This window comes from Nocardia sp. NPDC060255 (assembly GCF_042727395.1).
Lineage (GTDB): Bacteria > Actinomycetota > Actinomycetes > Mycobacteriales > Mycobacteriaceae > Nocardia.
Map to the genome: position 1 here is coordinate 458,588 of NZ_JBHXAU010000002.1, position 16,612 is coordinate 475,199.

The 16,612-nt window shown below is 67.9% G+C and carries 15 protein-coding genes; all 15 read right to left on the reverse strand.

Annotated elements, in window-relative coordinates:
• Nucleotides 1-68 precede the first annotated feature (68 nt).
• Entirely contained in the window at nt 69-1,136 is a 1,068-nt protein-coding gene (locus ACFWF1_RS07885) for a helix-turn-helix transcriptional regulator (RefSeq protein WP_379290717.1), read from the reverse strand.
• A gap of 190 nt (nt 1,137-1,326) precedes the next feature.
• Nucleotides 1,327-2,505 (reverse strand): MFS transporter, encoded by a 1,179-nt coding sequence (locus ACFWF1_RS07890; protein ID WP_379290715.1) that lies wholly within the window; start codon nt 2,503-2,505, stop codon nt 1,327-1,329.
• A complete protein-coding gene (locus ACFWF1_RS07895) occupies nt 2,502-3,116 on the reverse strand; it encodes a thioesterase II family protein (RefSeq protein ID WP_379290714.1) in 615 nt (204 codons plus the stop codon). Before ACFWF1_RS07895 ends, ACFWF1_RS07890 begins: the two co-directional genes overlap by 4 nt.
• Nucleotides 3,113-6,946: an amino acid adenylation domain-containing protein gene (locus ACFWF1_RS07900; protein ID WP_379290712.1), complete on the reverse strand. Its 3,834-nt coding sequence runs from the start codon at nt 6,944-6,946 to the stop codon at nt 3,113-3,115. Before ACFWF1_RS07900 ends, ACFWF1_RS07895 begins: the two co-directional genes overlap by 4 nt.
• Complete coding sequence (locus ACFWF1_RS07905; RefSeq protein WP_379290710.1) at nt 6,946-8,184, reverse strand: ATP-grasp domain-containing protein; 1,239 nt, start codon at nt 8,182-8,184, stop codon at nt 6,946-6,948. The genes ACFWF1_RS07900 and ACFWF1_RS07905 overlap by 1 nt, the downstream gene beginning before the upstream one ends.
• Nucleotides 8,185-8,226: 42 nt before the next feature.
• Entirely contained in the window at nt 8,227-9,051 is an 825-nt protein-coding gene (locus ACFWF1_RS07910) for a 2,3,4,5-tetrahydropyridine-2,6-dicarboxylate N-succinyltransferase (RefSeq protein WP_379290708.1), read from the reverse strand.
• A 5-nt stretch (nt 9,052-9,056) separates the two neighbouring features.
• Nucleotides 9,057-10,070, reverse strand: a complete 1,014-nt coding sequence (locus ACFWF1_RS07915) for an isopenicillin N synthase family dioxygenase (protein ID WP_379290706.1) — start codon at nt 10,068-10,070, stop codon at nt 9,057-9,059.
• Nucleotides 10,071-10,120: 50 nt separating this feature from the next.
• Nucleotides 10,121-11,236 (reverse strand): pyridoxal phosphate-dependent aminotransferase, encoded by a 1,116-nt coding sequence (locus ACFWF1_RS07920; protein WP_379290704.1) that lies wholly within the window; start codon nt 11,234-11,236, stop codon nt 10,121-10,123.
• Nucleotides 11,233-12,525: a diaminopimelate decarboxylase gene (gene lysA, locus ACFWF1_RS07925; RefSeq protein WP_379290702.1), complete on the reverse strand. Its 1,293-nt coding sequence runs from the start codon at nt 12,523-12,525 to the stop codon at nt 11,233-11,235. Before lysA ends, ACFWF1_RS07920 begins: the two co-directional genes overlap by 4 nt.
• On the reverse strand, nt 12,512-13,231 hold the full coding sequence (locus ACFWF1_RS07930; protein ID WP_379290701.1) for a class I SAM-dependent methyltransferase: 720 nt from the start codon (nt 13,229-13,231) through the stop codon (nt 12,512-12,514). Before ACFWF1_RS07930 ends, lysA begins: the two co-directional genes overlap by 14 nt.
• A gap of 14 nt (nt 13,232-13,245) precedes the next feature.
• Complete coding sequence (folE, locus tag ACFWF1_RS07935; protein ID WP_379290699.1) at nt 13,246-13,863, reverse strand: GTP cyclohydrolase I; 618 nt, start codon at nt 13,861-13,863, stop codon at nt 13,246-13,248.
• A 1-nt stretch (nt 13,864) separates the two neighbouring features.
• Nucleotides 13,865-14,644, reverse strand: a complete 780-nt coding sequence (locus ACFWF1_RS07940) for a 7-carboxy-7-deazaguanine synthase QueE (protein ID WP_379290697.1) — start codon at nt 14,642-14,644, stop codon at nt 13,865-13,867.
• Nucleotides 14,641-15,006 (reverse strand): 6-carboxytetrahydropterin synthase QueD, encoded by a 366-nt coding sequence (gene queD, locus ACFWF1_RS07945; protein ID WP_379290696.1) that lies wholly within the window; start codon nt 15,004-15,006, stop codon nt 14,641-14,643. Before queD ends, ACFWF1_RS07940 begins: the two co-directional genes overlap by 4 nt.
• 5 nt (nt 15,007-15,011) lie before the next feature.
• Nucleotides 15,012-15,677, reverse strand: coding sequence for a 7-cyano-7-deazaguanine synthase (locus ACFWF1_RS07950; RefSeq protein WP_379290694.1), 666 nt, complete (start codon nt 15,675-15,677; stop codon nt 15,012-15,014).
• Nucleotides 15,678-15,850: 173 nt separating this feature from the next.
• On the reverse strand, nt 15,851-16,489 hold the full coding sequence (locus ACFWF1_RS07955) for a response regulator transcription factor (RefSeq protein ID WP_379290692.1): 639 nt from the start codon (nt 16,487-16,489) through the stop codon (nt 15,851-15,853).
• Nucleotides 16,490-16,612 lie beyond the last annotated feature (123 nt).

Genomic DNA, 16,612 nt, shown 5'->3' on the forward strand with positions numbered 1-16,612 from the left:
TCGAAATAGCTGTGCTCGCAGACTATGACGGTGTCGACAACGGTCGATATCCCTAAATTTGGGTATCTTCAACAAGCCAAGGCGGCCATGAGCTCATCGCGGCCGTCGGCTCCGGTCTTGTGGTACAAAGCTTTTAGATGAGCGTTGACCGTATGTGTCGACACCGCAAGGGTCTTGGCGATCGTTCGAGGCGGATCCCCGGTGCAGAGCTGTTCGAGAATAGCTCGCTGACGAGCAGTGAGCTCATGCCAGTGACAGAACGACGGCAAGAGCAGATCGCCCCGGGCGGCCTGAATGACGATGGCGACCTCGCCGTCGTCACCGGCCAGCGCCCGGCCGTGAATCGCGATCCAGCGGCCGGAACCGGCCGCCGCAGCACAGATCAGCGGCTTCGGAGCAACGCCCTGGCGCATTAGTTCCCTTGCCCGGCAGTATAATTCGGGAGCGAATGGCGCTACCACCCAGTCGACGGGATCGCCGCGGCCCGGCGTCCAGAGCTGCTCGAGCCAGTAATGCGCCTCGTCGCTGATCCCCTTGACGGCATGGTCGGATCCGACCGTGATGATCCCGGGCGCGGACGGGCCGGGCGCGATCGGCGACGGCCGACTGCGCGCGAACTCGCGGATGGCTGCGTTGAACGCCGGTCCGAGCTCGGCGACCCGGTTCAGATCCGCGCGGTCGAACGGCCGGGCGTCCTCGGCTCGTAAGAGTCCGAGAAACCCCCACACTCCCCGGCGATCTCGTAACAGCGCACGCAGTTCACCGCTCGCGCCATGTTCGGACAGCAGTCGTGCGGTGCGGCGCCCGCGGTCCTCGTACTGGCCGTCGACGCCGACCACGGCCACCGGCACCGATAACCGGTTCAAGTCCTCGGGCCGACAGGGATCACCGCCCAGATATTGGTCGAGCACGAGCGCCGAGAGCAGTCCGGAATCATAGCGATGCCAGCAGCTGAACGAGCCGAGCCCCAGTTCTGCCGCCGGATCGGTGGCTACCAGCCGAACCGCGTCGAAAGCCACGCAGGAACGCAACGTCTCGGCAATTGCCGCACCGAGATCGTCCGGTTCGACCGCGTGCGCCACCAGCCCGCGCAGGTCGCGGGCCAACCTGTCCATGTCCGGAGCGATTATGACCATGCCATCCCCTGAATTCCCTGTCACGCGACCGAGACTGACGACCATCGGGCCGCACCCGACAGCACTCAGTTCTCGGTCTCAGGGCGTTCAATACAGATGAACGATGTTCGCTCCCTCCAGGTTCACCGTCGTCCGCAGATCCTTCGCAATCACCGCCACCGAGCAGTCGGTCCGGTGGCTGGAATGGGTACTAGGCGAGCGACGCGCTGCGTCGAGGTCGCGCTCGGAGGACGAGCGCGGCGGCGATCAGTGCGGTGGGTGCGCTCAGCAACACGAAAGTCGGTGCGGCCGTGAGTCCGGCGACCACGGCACCCGCAGCGGATCCGGCCGCGGCGCCGGTCGTCGTGAGGCTGGTGGCCCAGCCTTGTGTCTCGTTCTCGTAGCCGGTCGGTCCGACCGTCCACACCGCCGTGTACAGGTGGGTGAAGGTGCTGCCGATCGCCAGGCCGGCGAGTGGGCAGATGGCCAGCACGACGAGCGGCCCGATGGTCATCGCGAACCCGAGCAGCAGCGCGCCGGCGACGAACAGACCGAGCAGTATGGGCAGTATCGGTCGCCTCGGCGAGGACATCGGACCGAAAACCAGCGCACCGACGATGCTGCCCACCGACAGTCCCGCGAGGAACCCGCCGCTGTACCCGCTGACCTGGTGTTGCTGGGCGTAGATGGGCAGCACCACCTCGATCACCGAGAGCGCCGCGGAGAAGAACAGCAGCGCACCGAGCACCAGCAGCAGTGGCCGCGCCCGCAGCGGCCCCGCCCAGTCACCCGGGTGCTCCGCCGGCGCACGCGGTCCGACGCGCACCGTCGACATCAAGGCCACCGCGACCGCCATCAGCGCGCTGGTCGCGAAGAACGGCGCGAATGGCGAGGCCGCGACGCTCAGCCAGGCGGCCAGCGCGGGGCCGGTGATGAGGGTCAGATCCATGAGCGCGGACTCCACCGAATTGGCCGCGGTGAGTCCGCGCTCCCCCGCGATCGCGACCCAGTGGCCGCGCAGCAGGATGCTCACCGGCGGGAACGACAGCCCGATCAGCGCGGCCGAGGCGAACACCAGCCCGAGTGGCAGTCGGGCAGCCGCGCAGACACAGAGTCCGGCGATGCCGATCAGGTAGCCGACGAGGCACCCGCCGAGGACGGCAGGCGCCGAGTACCGGTCGGCGAGCCTGCCGCGCGCCGGACTGCTCACCGCGTTCGCCACCAGCATCGTGGCGATCACCAAACCCGCTGCGGCGTAGGAATACCGGGGAGACAACAGCAGCAGGGCACTCACGGAGAAGGCGTTGATGGGCAGCTTCGACGCCAGACTGGCCGACAGCAGCCTGCCGCTGCCCGGCGCGGCGAGCAGCACGCGATAGGCGGCCTTCATGTAGCGGCCTGGCGGGCGTCGTCCAGGAGATCCTTGGCGAGTGCCCGAGCCAGGTAGGTGCCGCCCTCGCGCAGGAGATCATGCGAGCCCGGCAGCATCCGAAGCCGGCACGTGCCGACCGTATGGTCCTGCCAGGCGGCCAACTCGTCGCGGCGCACGGTCGTGTCGGTCAGCCCACCGAAGACCGAGATCGGGCACGTCAACGGCGGCCGTGGCCGATGGCGATAGCCGTCGGCCAGCGTGAACCACGCCGCCAGCCGAGCTGAATCGGCAACGAAGTCGCCACGCGCCGAGGCAGCGAGATGCGGTGGCGCACTGGCGGAGACGGCGAGACGGGCAAGGGGCAGACGGCGATCCTGGAGGCGCTGCGCGAGCTCGTACGAGACCAGTCCGCCGAAGCTGTGGCCGAACAGCACCGTCGGGCGATCGACCAGCGCCGCCACCGACGAATCTAGTACCGCCAGCAGGGAATCCACGTCGGCGCAGCCCTCGGGCAGGTCCACTGGATGAACCTCCACCTCGGGGGGCAGCATCGTGCGCCAGGCCCGATACGGCGCGCTGTAGCCACCCGCTGCGGGGAAACACAGGAGCCTGATGCTCGCCGACCTCATGCGCCGTCCTGCCGGACCATCGCGACGAGTTCACCCAATGCCGGTGTGGCGAGCAGCATGTCCAGCGTCAGCGGCAGTTTCAGGTCTCGCGTCGCACGGGTGACCAGTTGTGCTGCGCTCAGCGAATCTCCGCCCAGCGCAAAGAATTCGTCGTCAACGGTGACCTCCGCGAGCCCGAGCAGTTCCGCGACAAGTCCGGTCAGGGCTGCCGCCCGGTCGCCGGGACGATCCGTCGACGGCCGATCGATCGGCGGGTCGGCCAGGTCGCGCAGTCGCGCGTAGTCGATCTTGCCCGACGGGCCCCGGACCAGTTCCGCGACCGGCACCAGGCGGGCGGGCACGAGGTGATCCGGGAGTTGTCCGCGCAGCCGCGAGCGCAGATCCCGAACGTCCGACGGGCCGACCACGAACGCGCACAGCCGCCCGTTCGTCGCGACCACCGCGACCTCCTCGAGGTCGAGCAGTCGCCGCAGCGCGACCTCGACCTCCGCGGGCTCGACGCGATGCCCGCGAATCTTCGCCTGACGATCGATCCGGCCGAGGAACTCCAGACCGCCATCGGCCATGCGGCGCACCCGATCCCCGGTGCGATAGACGCGTGAACCCGGCGCACCCGCCGGATCGGGCCGGAAGGCGTCGGCCGTCTCGGCCGGCCGGCCCCAGTAGCCCCTGGCCAGTCCGTCCCCGCCGATCCACAGCTCGCCGACCTGCCCGGCACCGACCTCGGTCAGGTCGCCGTCCCGCACGGACACCGACACTCCGCCGATGGGGTACCCGATCGGTACCGGCCCCTCGAATCGACCGGATCGCCATGCGGTGGCGTCGATCGCGGCCTCGGTCGGTCCGTACATGTTGTAGAGCGTGGGCGACCGGTCCGGCGGGAACAGCCGGGCCAGCGCAGGCGGAAGAACGTCGCCGCCACAGAACACGTACCGCAGTGACGGACAGTCCAGCAGTCCGGGTTGCTGCTCGACCAACAGGGTGATCTGCGACGGCACGCCCGTCAGCGCGGTCACCCGCTCGGCCATGACGACGTCGACGACGGTGCGCGGGTCGAGGTTGGCCTGCGGCGGCAGGATGATCAGGCGGGCGCCGCTGGTGAGTGCCGCGAAGATCTCCCACACCGACGGGTCGAAGCTCATGGACGTCAGCTGCAGTACCGCATCGGTTTCGGACAGCGGGAACGTCGTCCGGTCCCAAGCCATGCGATTGGCGATCGCGCTGTGCGGCACCATCACGCCCTTCGGCCGCCCGGTCGACCCCGAGGTGTACATGATGTACATCAAGTTGCCGGGGTTCGGTGTGCCTTGCAAATCGGTGATCGGCTGGGCCGGCAGCGATTCGTCGCTATCCAGGCAGAGCAGTAGACGTTCGTCGGAAAGCCACTCGCGCATCCAGTCGTGCGTGACGACAACGGCCGGGTCGGCGTCATCGATCATGTCGCGCAGGCGATTCGGCGGATGCGCCGGATCGAGCGGAACGTAGGCGCCGCCGGATTTGAGCACGCCGAGCACCGCGACCACCAGGTCGATCGATCGCTCCACACAGACGCCGACCGGTACGTCCGGCCCGACGCCGTAGTCGCGCAGGGCATGGGCGACGCGATTGGCCCGAGCGTTCAGGTCCGCGTAGGTCACCCGCTCGCCGCCGCTGACGAGCGCGACCGCGGTCGGCGTCAGCCGGGCCTGTCGTTCGACGAGCCGGTATTCCGGAGTGATCGCGGCGGGAGTCGGCGAATCCGCCACGGCGGGAACGGTTTCGACCGCATGATCGGGCAGCGTCGCCGCGCTGTCGGTGGCTTCGGTGCGGACGGCCGCGAGCGTGCCGAGCGCCGCCGCGGGATATCGCGCGAGACGGGCGAAGTCCTGGATCGGCCCGCGGCGCAAGAGTCCGTGCGCGCCGCACATCCGCGTCGCGAGCCGGGTCACCTCGGCGGCCGCCTCGGCCGCGAGAACCACTGCGCCGACGGTCTCCTCGGGTGCGAGGAGACCGTCGGCCAGCTCCGCCGCCACCTGTTCGGTCAGCAGCCAGGCGCCCTGGGTTCGTGCCCATGCGGCGGCCATGGCGTGTCCGACCGACTGGTTGGCCGACAGCGGACGGCCGAATTGCCGGCGAGCGTCGGTCCATTCCTGCGCGGCACGCAGCATCCGGCGGCAGCCGCCGAGCAGATATCCGGCGGCGACGAGGCGGGCCTGGGCGACGGCGGCCGGAAAGTCGGCCGACCGCAGCACGTCGCCGGGCTCGATCCGCACATCGTTCAGATGAATCCGGCACGACACCGGCGACTCCGGCGCCCGAGCCGGTTCGATGACAACGCCGGCCCGAGCCGCGGGCACCACCGCGACCGTGATCGTCGAATCGTCGAGCACCAGCGGGAGCAGCACTTCGATCGGTCCGGTGCCGTCGCCGCGCGCCTGTGCCCAGCGGGTCCCCCTGGCCGACCACCCGCCGCCGAGCCGGCTCTCGACCTTCAGCGGGCCGGGTCGCAGCGGGCTGTCATACCCGTGTTCCACCGCCGCGACGAGCATCTCCGATCCCGGCAGGCCGGCGCGTTCGGCGTCGAGGCGGGCCAGCACCACCCGGCCGAGGTCGGGCGGCGCGGCCCCGGTGTCGCCGAGCCGATAGGCAGATCGCAACTCCCCCAACAGGTCTCGCGGCCCGGCCGGCCGCACGGCGTCGACGACCGGGCCGCCGAGCAGCCCGCGCAGGTTCGCCTGGATGATCGAGAGCATCATTTCCGAGGTGCCCGCCGCCAGCGTGAGGCCCACCGCTTCCCGTTGCGCCGCAACCAAACTCGATTCGGACGCACCGTCGGACAACTCCGCGTCGACCGAACGAGCGTGGTCGACGATGTCGGCGGCGAGTTCGGTGTTGAACCATTTCGCGATCGCGGCGGGCACCGCGGCGGCCTCGGGCCCCTGCGCGGCGAGCACGCGCACCGCATGCCAGGCCAGTTCGCGACCGGCCCGGGTGCTGCGCGCCAGCCCCGCGATTCGATGGTCGCTCTCGACGCCGAGCGGCCCGTCGATGCGCCGCAGGTGGTCGGCCAGTGCGGTGAGCCACCGGGCCGCGCGCCCGTGATAACCGAGCCCCGCTCGTTCCAGGGTCAGCGCGCCGACCAGCAGCGGCCACCCCTGCCCGACCGGGCCGAGTAGCCGATCGTCGTCGACCGGCAACTGGTCGAAGACGACCTCGTACAACGTCTCGACGTTGGTCGTATCGAGGGCGGTGACCCGAATTTCCTTGGCGCGCAACGGGACAAGGAACAGGCTGAGTCCCGCGTAGCCGTCCCCGTCGCCGGTGCGCGCCACGCAGATCGCCAGGTCGGCCAGGTGCGCCTTGGCATTCCACACCTTGGTCCCGCTCAGCAGCCACCCGGTCGCCGTCTTGGTCGCCACACTCCGCAGGGAGGCCAGGTCCGAACCGGCCTCCGGCTCCGTGAGCAGTGCGGTGGCGAGGCTGCGACCGGAGGCGAGGCCGGGCAGGACGCGCTGCCGTTGGGCCGGCGTGCCCGCGAGCAACACGACCTGCCCGACGTTGTAGATGCCGTTGACGATCGCGGTGTCCGGCACACCGTGCAGCGCAAGCTCTTCGGCGACGATACCCGCCGCCACCCACCCCAGTCCGCGTCCGCCGTAGCGAACCGGCCAGTGCGGCGCGATCAAGCCGCGCGCGCCGAGCAGCCGGTACACGCCCCACGGATGCCGCTCCGGGCGACCGGCGCTCGCGCCGCCGCCCAGCCCGGCCAGCTCCTCCTGAACATCGCTGCGGGACAGCAACTCTCGAACCTCGCCACGCAGGCGCCGTTGCTCGACCGTAAATCGGGTCATCATGCCTGCCCGTGCGCGATTTCCAGCGACACCTCGGCGCGGATGGTCGCGAGGGTGCGCAGCACGTCGTCGCTGTCCGCGCCGGACACATAGAACCCGAGCGGGATGGTGAGATCGTCGCGGGTCACCGGAACATGGTCGCCGGGCCGACAATCGACGAGCACCTCGTCGATACCGGGAAGGCCGCGCACCACCTCGAGTCCGTGAATAGCGACCAAGGTTCCGGGGCCCTGCTCGTTGTGGATCGCCAGCGCACCGCATCGGGCGGTGAACTCGAGGGGCGCGTCGAACATCAGCGGGCGGGTACCGAGGAAGCACCGAATCGAATCATGGAAGGGGCGGAAATCGCTGTGCTCGAGCCACATTCCGACCATCGGACCGCCGGGCAGGCGGGCGGCGATCTCCATCAGGTAGATGCCGTCCGCCGCGCACTTGACCTCGACGTGGCTCGGGCCGCGCTCGATACCGAAGGCGTCGAGGACGGTCCGCACGTACTCGTCGACGCGATACCACTCGGGGTGGGTGTCGTCGAGCTGGATGTTGTCCCAGATCGGGAAGTCGTAGTCGCGGTCGTCGGGCTGCAGGTATTCCCACATGTCGACCAGGCGGTGCTCGCCCTCGAAACTGTAGTAGTTCGCCGAGATCTCGCGGCCCCGGATGTAGCGCTCCACCAACCATTCCGAGATAGGCACGTCGAAGGCGTCGAGGGTTTCGAGGTGGCCGAGGTCGGCCAGGGACGCGGCGTCCGGCAACAGTGTCACGCCCCGCGAACCGGCGCTGGCGGTGGGTTTCAGGATGGCCGGGAATCCGATGTCGTGTGCCGCCGCAACGATGTCGTCCTTGGCATGCACCAGGCGGAACTCCGGGATGCGCAGACCGGCGGCGCGGGCATGCTCGCGCATGGCCGCCTTGTTGCGGCGCGCCCAGGCCAGTGTGTGATCGTTGCCCGGCAGGCCGAACAGCTGGGCGATCCGGTCCGCGATGTGCGTGCTCACCTCCATCGCGGGCACGATCGCCCTGATCGGCAGTCCGGCTTCGGTCAGCATGCGCACCGCCTGATCCGGGGAGCTCGCGTAGTACGTCAGGTCGTCCCCATCGGCGTGATCCGATGCGGCGGTGGTGTATTCGCAGGTATACACCGAGACGACAGTGAACCCGAGCTCACGTGCCGCCGACTTGTAGCCTGCACCATTGCGAGTCGGATCCACCAACACGACGGCCGGGCGATCTGTGCTCATAACGCGCTCTTTCCTCGGTCGAAACAGGTAGTGGGCAGCCGCCTAGGCGGCACTGCCGTGTTCTCGAAACAGGCTGTCCAGCAGCAACTTGTCGTGCCGTTCGCCCGGTGCCAGCCGTTTGATCACCAGCAGGCACGGCACCCCGAAATCGCCGCCGGGAAAGGAGCGAACCCGGGTGGCGTTCACGCAGACCGACCAGGCGGGGGCCTCGCCGCGCGGCAGTTCGGCACCGGTCTCGGCGTCGAACACGCGGCTGGTGCCGGTCAGCAGCACCCCGGCGCCGAGTTTGGCACCCTGGCGCACCCTGGCGCCCTCGACGACGATCGAACGCGAGCCGACGAACGCGTCGTCCTCCACCACGACGGGCACCGCGCCGGCCGGCTCCAGCACGCCGCCGAGGCCGACCCCACCGGACAGGTGCACGTTCGCACCGACCTGCGCGCACGACCCGACCGTCGCCCATGTGTCGACCAGCGTTCCCGCCCCGACCCGCGCGCCGATATTCACGAACGACGGCATCAGCACCACGCCGGCGGCAAGGTGGCAGCCGTACCGGGCGATGGCGCCCGGCACCAGCCGGACGCCCGGGAACGCCGACTTCAACGGCAGCCGGTCGTGCTGGCGAAACGGCCCGACCGCGCTCTCGCGCATCGGAAACAGCTTGAACGACAACAAGATCGCGCGTCGGGCTCGCTCGTCCACGACCACCCGGTCGGTGTCCGGTTCGATCCACGCGACCGCGGCCGCGCCGCAATCCAGCAGATCGAGCGCCGCCACCACCACGGGCAGCGCGCCCGGGTCACTCGCGGAGAGGTCGGCGCGCCGCTCCCATAACTCGTCGACGGCCTCGGGCATCGGGCTCGCCATTCCCATCACCGTGACGCGGAACGATCGAGCACCTCGGGATGGTGCAGCGCGATCAACTCCGGAAATGCCCGCACCATGCCGCGCAGCACGTTGGCCCCGTAGCTGGCCGTGAGCGGATTCTCCGGGTCGGGAACCACGCCGGCCGCGTTCCGGACCGCGTCGGTGTGCAGCGGGCGCATGATCGCGTCGAGCCTCGGGTTGTAGAAGAACGGGGTGGAATAGCGATCGACCCCGGGCGGCGGGCTGACCACCCGATGGGTGGTGGCCCGGAGGTAACCACGTGTCGACACCTCCAGCAGCTCACCGAGATTGACCACGAACGCGCCGGAAAGCGGTGGCACGTCCAGGAATTCGCCCTCGGTCAGCGAAACCTGCAGGCCCCCATGGTCGTCCTGCAGCAGCAGCGTAAGCAGGCCGTAGTCCTTGTGCACGCCGATGCCTTGGTCGCCGGACGGTCGTTCGCCGCCGCGCCCGGGGTAGTGCAGCAGTTTCATGTGCACCTGGGGATCGGGTGCGACGACGTCGTCCAGGAAATCTTCCGGTGCGTCGAGGGACGCGAGGATCAGCCGGAGCAGCCGGTAGGACAGCCTCGTCAGGGCGGCCATCCAGTCGGTGATCGCCGGTTCGAGTTCCGGCATCGCGGCCGGCCACTGGTTCGGGCCCGCCAACCACGCCCACGGTGCGGCGCCCGGACCTTCCGGCCCCGGCGCGCGTTCGGGTCCGATGTCGAGCTGGCGCCGCCGGTCCGGCGCGCCCTTGGTGAGTTCCCGCCCGACCTCGGAGTACCCGCGCAGGTGCGGCGACCCGAGGATGCTCAGCTCGGCGAGCTCCGATTCCGGCCGGGAGAAGAACTCTCTGGTCAGCCGCAGGATATCGGCGCCGTTGTCGACACCGTGCCCGACGAGCTGGAAAAAGCCGACGTCGTGCACAGCGGCCGACAGCTCGGTCAGAAACGTCGCACGCGCCGACGGTCCCCGGTCGGCGTCCCGCAGATCCAGGACAGGAAGGACGTTCGTCATGGTGTTCCTCTTCGCTGGTGCAAGTAGGGGGTCGATTCGACGTGGTCAACTCACGACACGCCGACCAGTCGCTCTGACAGCAACGCGAGCCGAGGCGCGACTACCTCGCGGTCGTGCACGGCGGCGATCCGCACGTGTCCGTGCCCGGCCGGCCCGTACGAGTCACCTTGCGCCAGCACGATTCCCGCGTGGATGGCCGCGTCACGCACGAAGGTGGCGGCGGCGCGGTCCGGCACCCGCAGCCAGACGAACAGACCGCCTTCGGGCGCGCTGCACCGCAGACCGTTGGCATTCAGCTCCGCGACGAGGTCGGTGAGCCGCTGCCGGTTGCGGGCCTGTTGTGCCGCCGCCTGCTGATCGTCGCCGAATAGCAGCGCCGCCCTAGCCTGGGCGAGACCGGCGGCCATGAACCCGGCCGCGCGCCTGCGGTCGGCCAGGTGCTCGACCACTCGGCGATCGCCGGAATAGCTGGCGACACGCAGACCCGGGGCGTTGGAACGCTTGGACAGACTGTGCACCGCCAGCACGCCGTCCGGGCCACTGGACAGGATCGTGCGCGGCGGGCCGGACCAGGTGGTGTCCGCGTAGGCCTCGTCGGAGAGCACCAGCACACCGCGTTCCCGGCCCCACTCGGCACACCGTGTCAAGGGTTCGAGCACGCCGGTCGGATTCGCCGGACTGTTCACCCACAGGCAAAGCGCCCGCGCCGCAACATCTTCCGGCAACAAATCCAGTCGCATCCGGAACTCGGCATCCACCGGCACCCGGTAGGGTCGCAGCCCGGCCAGCCGCGCACCCAGTTCGTACGGTGGATAGCCGAGGGCCGGAATCAACACGGTGTCCCGAGCGTCCGCACCGGTGCGGCTGTCGCGCAGCAACAGTGGCGCCGTGGCGATGAACTCCTTGGCGCCGGCACAGACGCCTATCGAGTCGACGGGCACGGACACGCCGAACCGGCGCGCGAGGTACCCGCGCACTGCGGCAAGCAGTTCCGCTGTGCCCCGGCTGGGTGGGTACTGCGCTGGCCCGCCCCGCCGCTCATCGACCTGAGCAACCACCGGCTCCGGATCCGCGGCGACCCCGAGCGAAAGGTCGAGCGGCACATGGCCGTGCTCGGTCGCCAACGCGAGCAGCTGCGCCCTGCCCCACACCTGTCCGGCCGTCACACCGCACCCACCGGCAGTTCGCTCGGCGCCAGCCGCAGTGGCGCGAAGTCCAGGGTGGCGAAATAGTCGCCCTCGTTTTCCGCCCTGCGGATCCGTTCGACGCTGCCATCGCGACGAAACAGCAACTCCTGCGGGCGAAGTCGGCCGTTGTAGGCGAACCCCATGGACAGCGCGTGCGCCCCGGTGTCGTGGATGAGCACGAAGTCGCCCTCGCGCGTCGCGGGAATCTCGCGCTGCTGCGCGAACTTGTCGTTGTTCTCGCACAGCGACCCGACAACGTCCACGACCTCCCGCGGCCGGTCCGCGCCACCGGGCACGGTGACGTGGTGGTACGCGCCGTACAGTGCCGGTCGCATGAGCGCGCTCATCCCCGCGTCGACGCCGACGTACTCGCGCCCCTTGCTCATCCGGTTGACCACCCGGGTGACCAGAACACCGTGTGGTCCGGTGACGAAGCGTCCGCTCTCGAACAGCACCCGCGGGCGCGGTACGCGGTGGCGCCGCTCCCACTGCGCCAGCCGGTCACGGATGGCACGGCCGAGCCCTGCGAGATCGAACGCGTCCTCGTCCGGCCGGTAGGGAATGCCGATTCCCCCACCCAGATTCACGAATTCTATTGCTAAGCCCAACGATTCGCGCAACCGGTCGCCCTGCTCCAGCAGCAGATCCAGGCTACGCAGAAACGGTTGATAGGACAGGAAACCCGAGCCCAACATCATGTGCAGGCCGATCGACCGCACCCCGTGCCGGCGCGCACGGGCGCACAGCTCGACCAGTCGGCCGGTCGGCACACCGAACTTCGCCGACTCGGCCTTGCCGAGATACGACTCACCGACCTCCGCGCCGCCGATGCCGGGATGCACTCGGAAACACAGGGTTTCGGGCATATCGCCGATCTCTACCAGCTTGTCGAACACGGTGACGTCGTCCACCGTGATCAGCGCGCCGAGCCGCAGCGCCGCCTCGAGTTCGACTCGGCTGGTGTTGTTCGAGGTGAAGCAGATGTCGTGGCCGACGGCGCCCGCCTGGGTGGCCAGCGTCAGCTCCGGCAGTGAGCTGCAGTCGAAGCCGAGCCCGCGTTCGGCCAGCATGCGCAGCATCACCGGGTTGGGCAGCCCCTTCACCGCGAAGTGCTCGCGGTAGGCGGTGTGCTGGAACGCGGTCTCGAACGCCGTGCACGTTTCGTGAATGCCGAGCTCGTCATAGATGTGGAACGGCGTACCGAAACGTTGTGCGACCGTGGACAATACCGGATGGAGGCGACTCTCGAAGTCCTTACTCATCGGCATGGCGCGCGTGCTCCTCCGGTGCGGGCGATTCGAGGTTCGCGGTGATCACCGCGCGCGTTCGCCGACCCGACAGCGGTCGGTCGTAGTCGAACGTATCGACGGTCACCTCGGTGAAACCGGCCCGCAGCGCTTCGTCTCGCAGGTAGGGCGCGGACAACCAATGAAAACCGGGGACACCGGGCGCGGCCTGCGCCGAATGTGTCTCGGCCGGACTGTCGTTCGAGACTATGAAGGTGCCGCGGCCTGGTCCGTCGGACAGCCACGAGTGGATGCGGCGGAACACCGGCAGCAGGCCGTCGTCCGGGTCATAGAGATGCCCGAGCAGACCATCGGCGTACACCACCGGCCAATTGCCGTCCGGTGACCAGGTCAGCACGTCCGCGCACAGCGCGTCGACCCCTTTCGAGCGGGCCAGATCGACCGCTTCCTGCATCGCGTCGACGGCGAGGACGCGGTAGCCGTCCTGCACCACGCCCCGCTCTATCGCCGCGTTGCCGCTGCCGAGGCTCAACAGCCGGTCGGTCTCGTTTTCCTTGAGCGCGACAACGAGCTTGTAGTGCATCCACGCCCGATAGGGTGCCGAGTAGGTGGCGGGCGTGACGGAATCACCGCGCGCCTCGCCCCGCTCCCACACCTGGAACAGGCTGGGCTCGTCGACATTTCGAGAAAGGTAGAAATTCTGCAGAGCAGCAACTGAGGTGCTCATGTGCTCGTCCGTTCTCACCAGCGGGATTGGCCACCGGAGGTGTGCGCGAGGGCAAGTAGTTGGGATCGTTCTGGGCCGTCTGTCTCGAAAACCCCGCTGAAAAAGGCCGAGGTCATCTGGGCTCCGGTGCGTATACCGCGCATCGTCATACACAGGTGCTCGCCCCTGCCGATCACGGCGACGTCCGCCGAACCGGTGACGGCCGAAATCTCCGCCGCCACATCGGAAACCAGGCGTTCCTGCACCTGCAACTTGTGCGCGTGCTTGTGTGCGATTCTGGCGAACTTCGACAGACCGAGCAGTCGTTTGTCGCTGCGATAGGCGATGCTCAACGTGCAGTTGAACGGCAGCAAGTGGTGTTCGCACAATGACCAGACGCGAATGTCCGAGACGAAAACCAGTTGGTTGTCGGTGAATCCCTCGAACAGCGTCTCGATGCTGCCGGGGTCGTATTCGGAGAACTCCCGCCACCAGCGCGCATAACGGCGCGGCGTCTGCGCGAGACCCTCTCTGTCCGGATCCTCGCCGATGGCAATGAGTAGTTTTCTGGCGATCGCCTCCAGCGGATCAGGATTACGATCCGGTTCGTCCTGATAATCGCCGACATGTTCCGGCTCCAGCGTCACTGCCATTCTATACTCCTCGCTTGTCGCCCCAGGCGAGAATGTGCAGCCGAGTGGTCAGATTCCACCCGCGCCGCACCGTCTCGTCAGCGATCGCCCGCATGTTGTCGACGATCTGCTGCTGAGTCTTTCCTTCGGGCATGATCCAGATATTCTCGAGACCGATCTCGTCGCGCAGCGCCGCCACCTCGGCCAAATCGTCGAGCGACTGGCACACGAATTTGAAAGCCACACCCGGTGTTTCGCCGAGCTTTCGCAATGCGACCGGCTTTATCCGCCGATGCTCCGGGTCGCCGGAGTGGTTCAGTTTGGGCGACACGTTGAATCGCACGCCGAGTTCGAGCACGGCGTCGGACGGGGTAACCGTGCCGTTCGTCTCGATCTCCACCGCGACACCGCGCTCCGACAGCGCACGCAGCACCGGAATCAGCCTGTCCTGCTGCGCCATCGGTTCACCACCGCTGATCACCACGAGCGGCACCCGCATCGCGAACAGTTCCGCGAGCACGTCCTCGATCGAACGCACCACGAGTTCCTTGTGCGGGTCGAATGCCGCCCCGGCGTCGCTGACGCCACGCCAGTCCCAGGTATACGGAGTGTCGCACCAATGGCAGGACAGATTGCAGCCACCGAGCCGCAGAAATCCGCACCGCCTGCCCGCCGACGGCCCCTCACCCTGTACGGTCGGGCCGAATATCTCGTTGACGACAAGCGCACGGTCCGAACGCTTTTCGCCCTTGCCGAGCACCACCGGATCGGTGACGACCGCGCCTGGCTGCCGCTCGCTCACGGGCGGTACTCCGCCCAGGTCTTCGGCGTCTCCGATACCCGGACGGCGCTGATCTCGGCGAAGCGCGCCGACCAGGTTTCGTAGATCCAGACGGCCAGGTTCTCCGCCGACGGGTTCCGGTCGGGCAGCACGTCATTCAGATGCCGGTGGTCGATTTCCGCGTCGATCCATTTCTTGAAATCCGACAGATCACCGTAGTCACGCACGAAACCGGCTTCGTTGAGATCGTCCGGCGAGGCCGCGGACAGTTCCAACTGAACGACATAGTTGTGCCCGTGCAACCGCGCGCACTGGTGGTCGGCAGGCAGATGATCCAGCCGGTGGCTTGCCGAGAACTGAAAGTCCTTGGTGATACGTAACATTGCGATCAGTCCTTCAGATAAAGAGTAGGGTCGTCCACTCCTGCTTTACGAAAGGCGGAGCGACGGTCGTAGCAGGTCGCGCACGTACCGCACTGTGCGTCACCGCCCCGAAAACAACTCCAGGTCTCGTCCCACGGAATCCCCAATGACTCGCCGAGACGGATCACCTCGAACTTCTCCATACCGATCAGCGGTGCCACCACGGCGATCTGCTCGGGGAAATCCGCCGTGACCACCCGTTCCATCGCGTTGAACGCGGCGATGAAATCCTTCGAGCAATCCCCGGTGCGCGCGTCGCCCGCGATCGAGCCGATGACCACTCGATCCGCGCCCAGCACAACGGCTCTCGCGACGGCGATGGCGAGCAGCACCGCATTGCGGTTGGGTACCACATGCGCCACACCGAGCGGCGCCGCTTCGTAATCGGTCACGTCCACCCGGGGATCGGTCAGTGAATTCCCCGGCAGCATGGCACCGATGCCGCGCACATCGAGTTCGTCGAACGACGCGTCGAGTCGCTCGGCGGTGCCGAGTGCGAACGCATGCTCGTTCCGATGACGTTGCCCGTAATCGATGGCCAGTAGGTGCAGATCATGTCCCTGGCTGTGTAATTGATAGGCGAGCACCGTCGATTCGACGCCACCAGAGAACAACACAACCGACTTCGGCATTTCGACATCCATTCGTAAGGAGAGACCGCCGCGCGACTCTCCACCTGTCGATTACGATTTCGCAGCCGATCTCGATCGCCATCGTCAGGCCGCGCTGGTTTCCATCCTGTCGGAAGTGGACCGGGTAGCGAAACGTCCAGCCGGACAGTCTTTTCGGGCAATCGCAGGCTGGCTCATATGTAGCCCTCCCGGACCGCGAAGGCGACCGCGTGTGCCCGGTTCCGCAGCCGCAGCCGGGTCGTCAACTCGTGCAGCACCCCTTTGACCGTGCGTTCGGAGTAGGACAGCTGTTCCGCGATTTCCTTGGTATCCAACCCGTCGGCGAGGAGTTCCAGTACGGCGAGTTCGCGCCGGGTCGGCACGGCGGTCTCGGCCGAACTATCCGCGCTGTCGCGGCGTATTCTGCGCAGTTGGGCAAGCACTTTGACCAGGAGATCTCCGGGAATATGCCCCTCGCCCCGCGACGCCGTCTCCACCGCCTTCGCCAACCGCTCGGCGGTCACCTGGTGCCGCCAGATCACACTCTGCACTCCGGCATCGATGACCAGTTGCACCTGGGCCTCGTCCAACTCGCCGGTCACCAGCACGAGTCTCCGGTCGGTATCGATAACCAGCTTCCGCAGCCTGGCCAGTGCTAATTCGTCCAAAAGGTCGACGACGACGAGCCCGACATTCCCGTTCCGGTGGTCACCGGCCGCGCCGGGATCGAGCAGCACGACCGTGTCGCGCCGCCGCTCCAGCAGCGCGACCACGCCCGCGCGAGAAAGTGGGTCATCGTCGTACACCGTCACCACGACATCGGGTGTCGACATGAATTCTCAATTCGTGCTGGTCTATCGATTTACTTATCCGGCAACACATTACGAGTCGGCGAGGTTATGCAAAAGTTACGCGCCGGTGATGGGGCGCATCGACGGCGACGATGCCCGACGCCG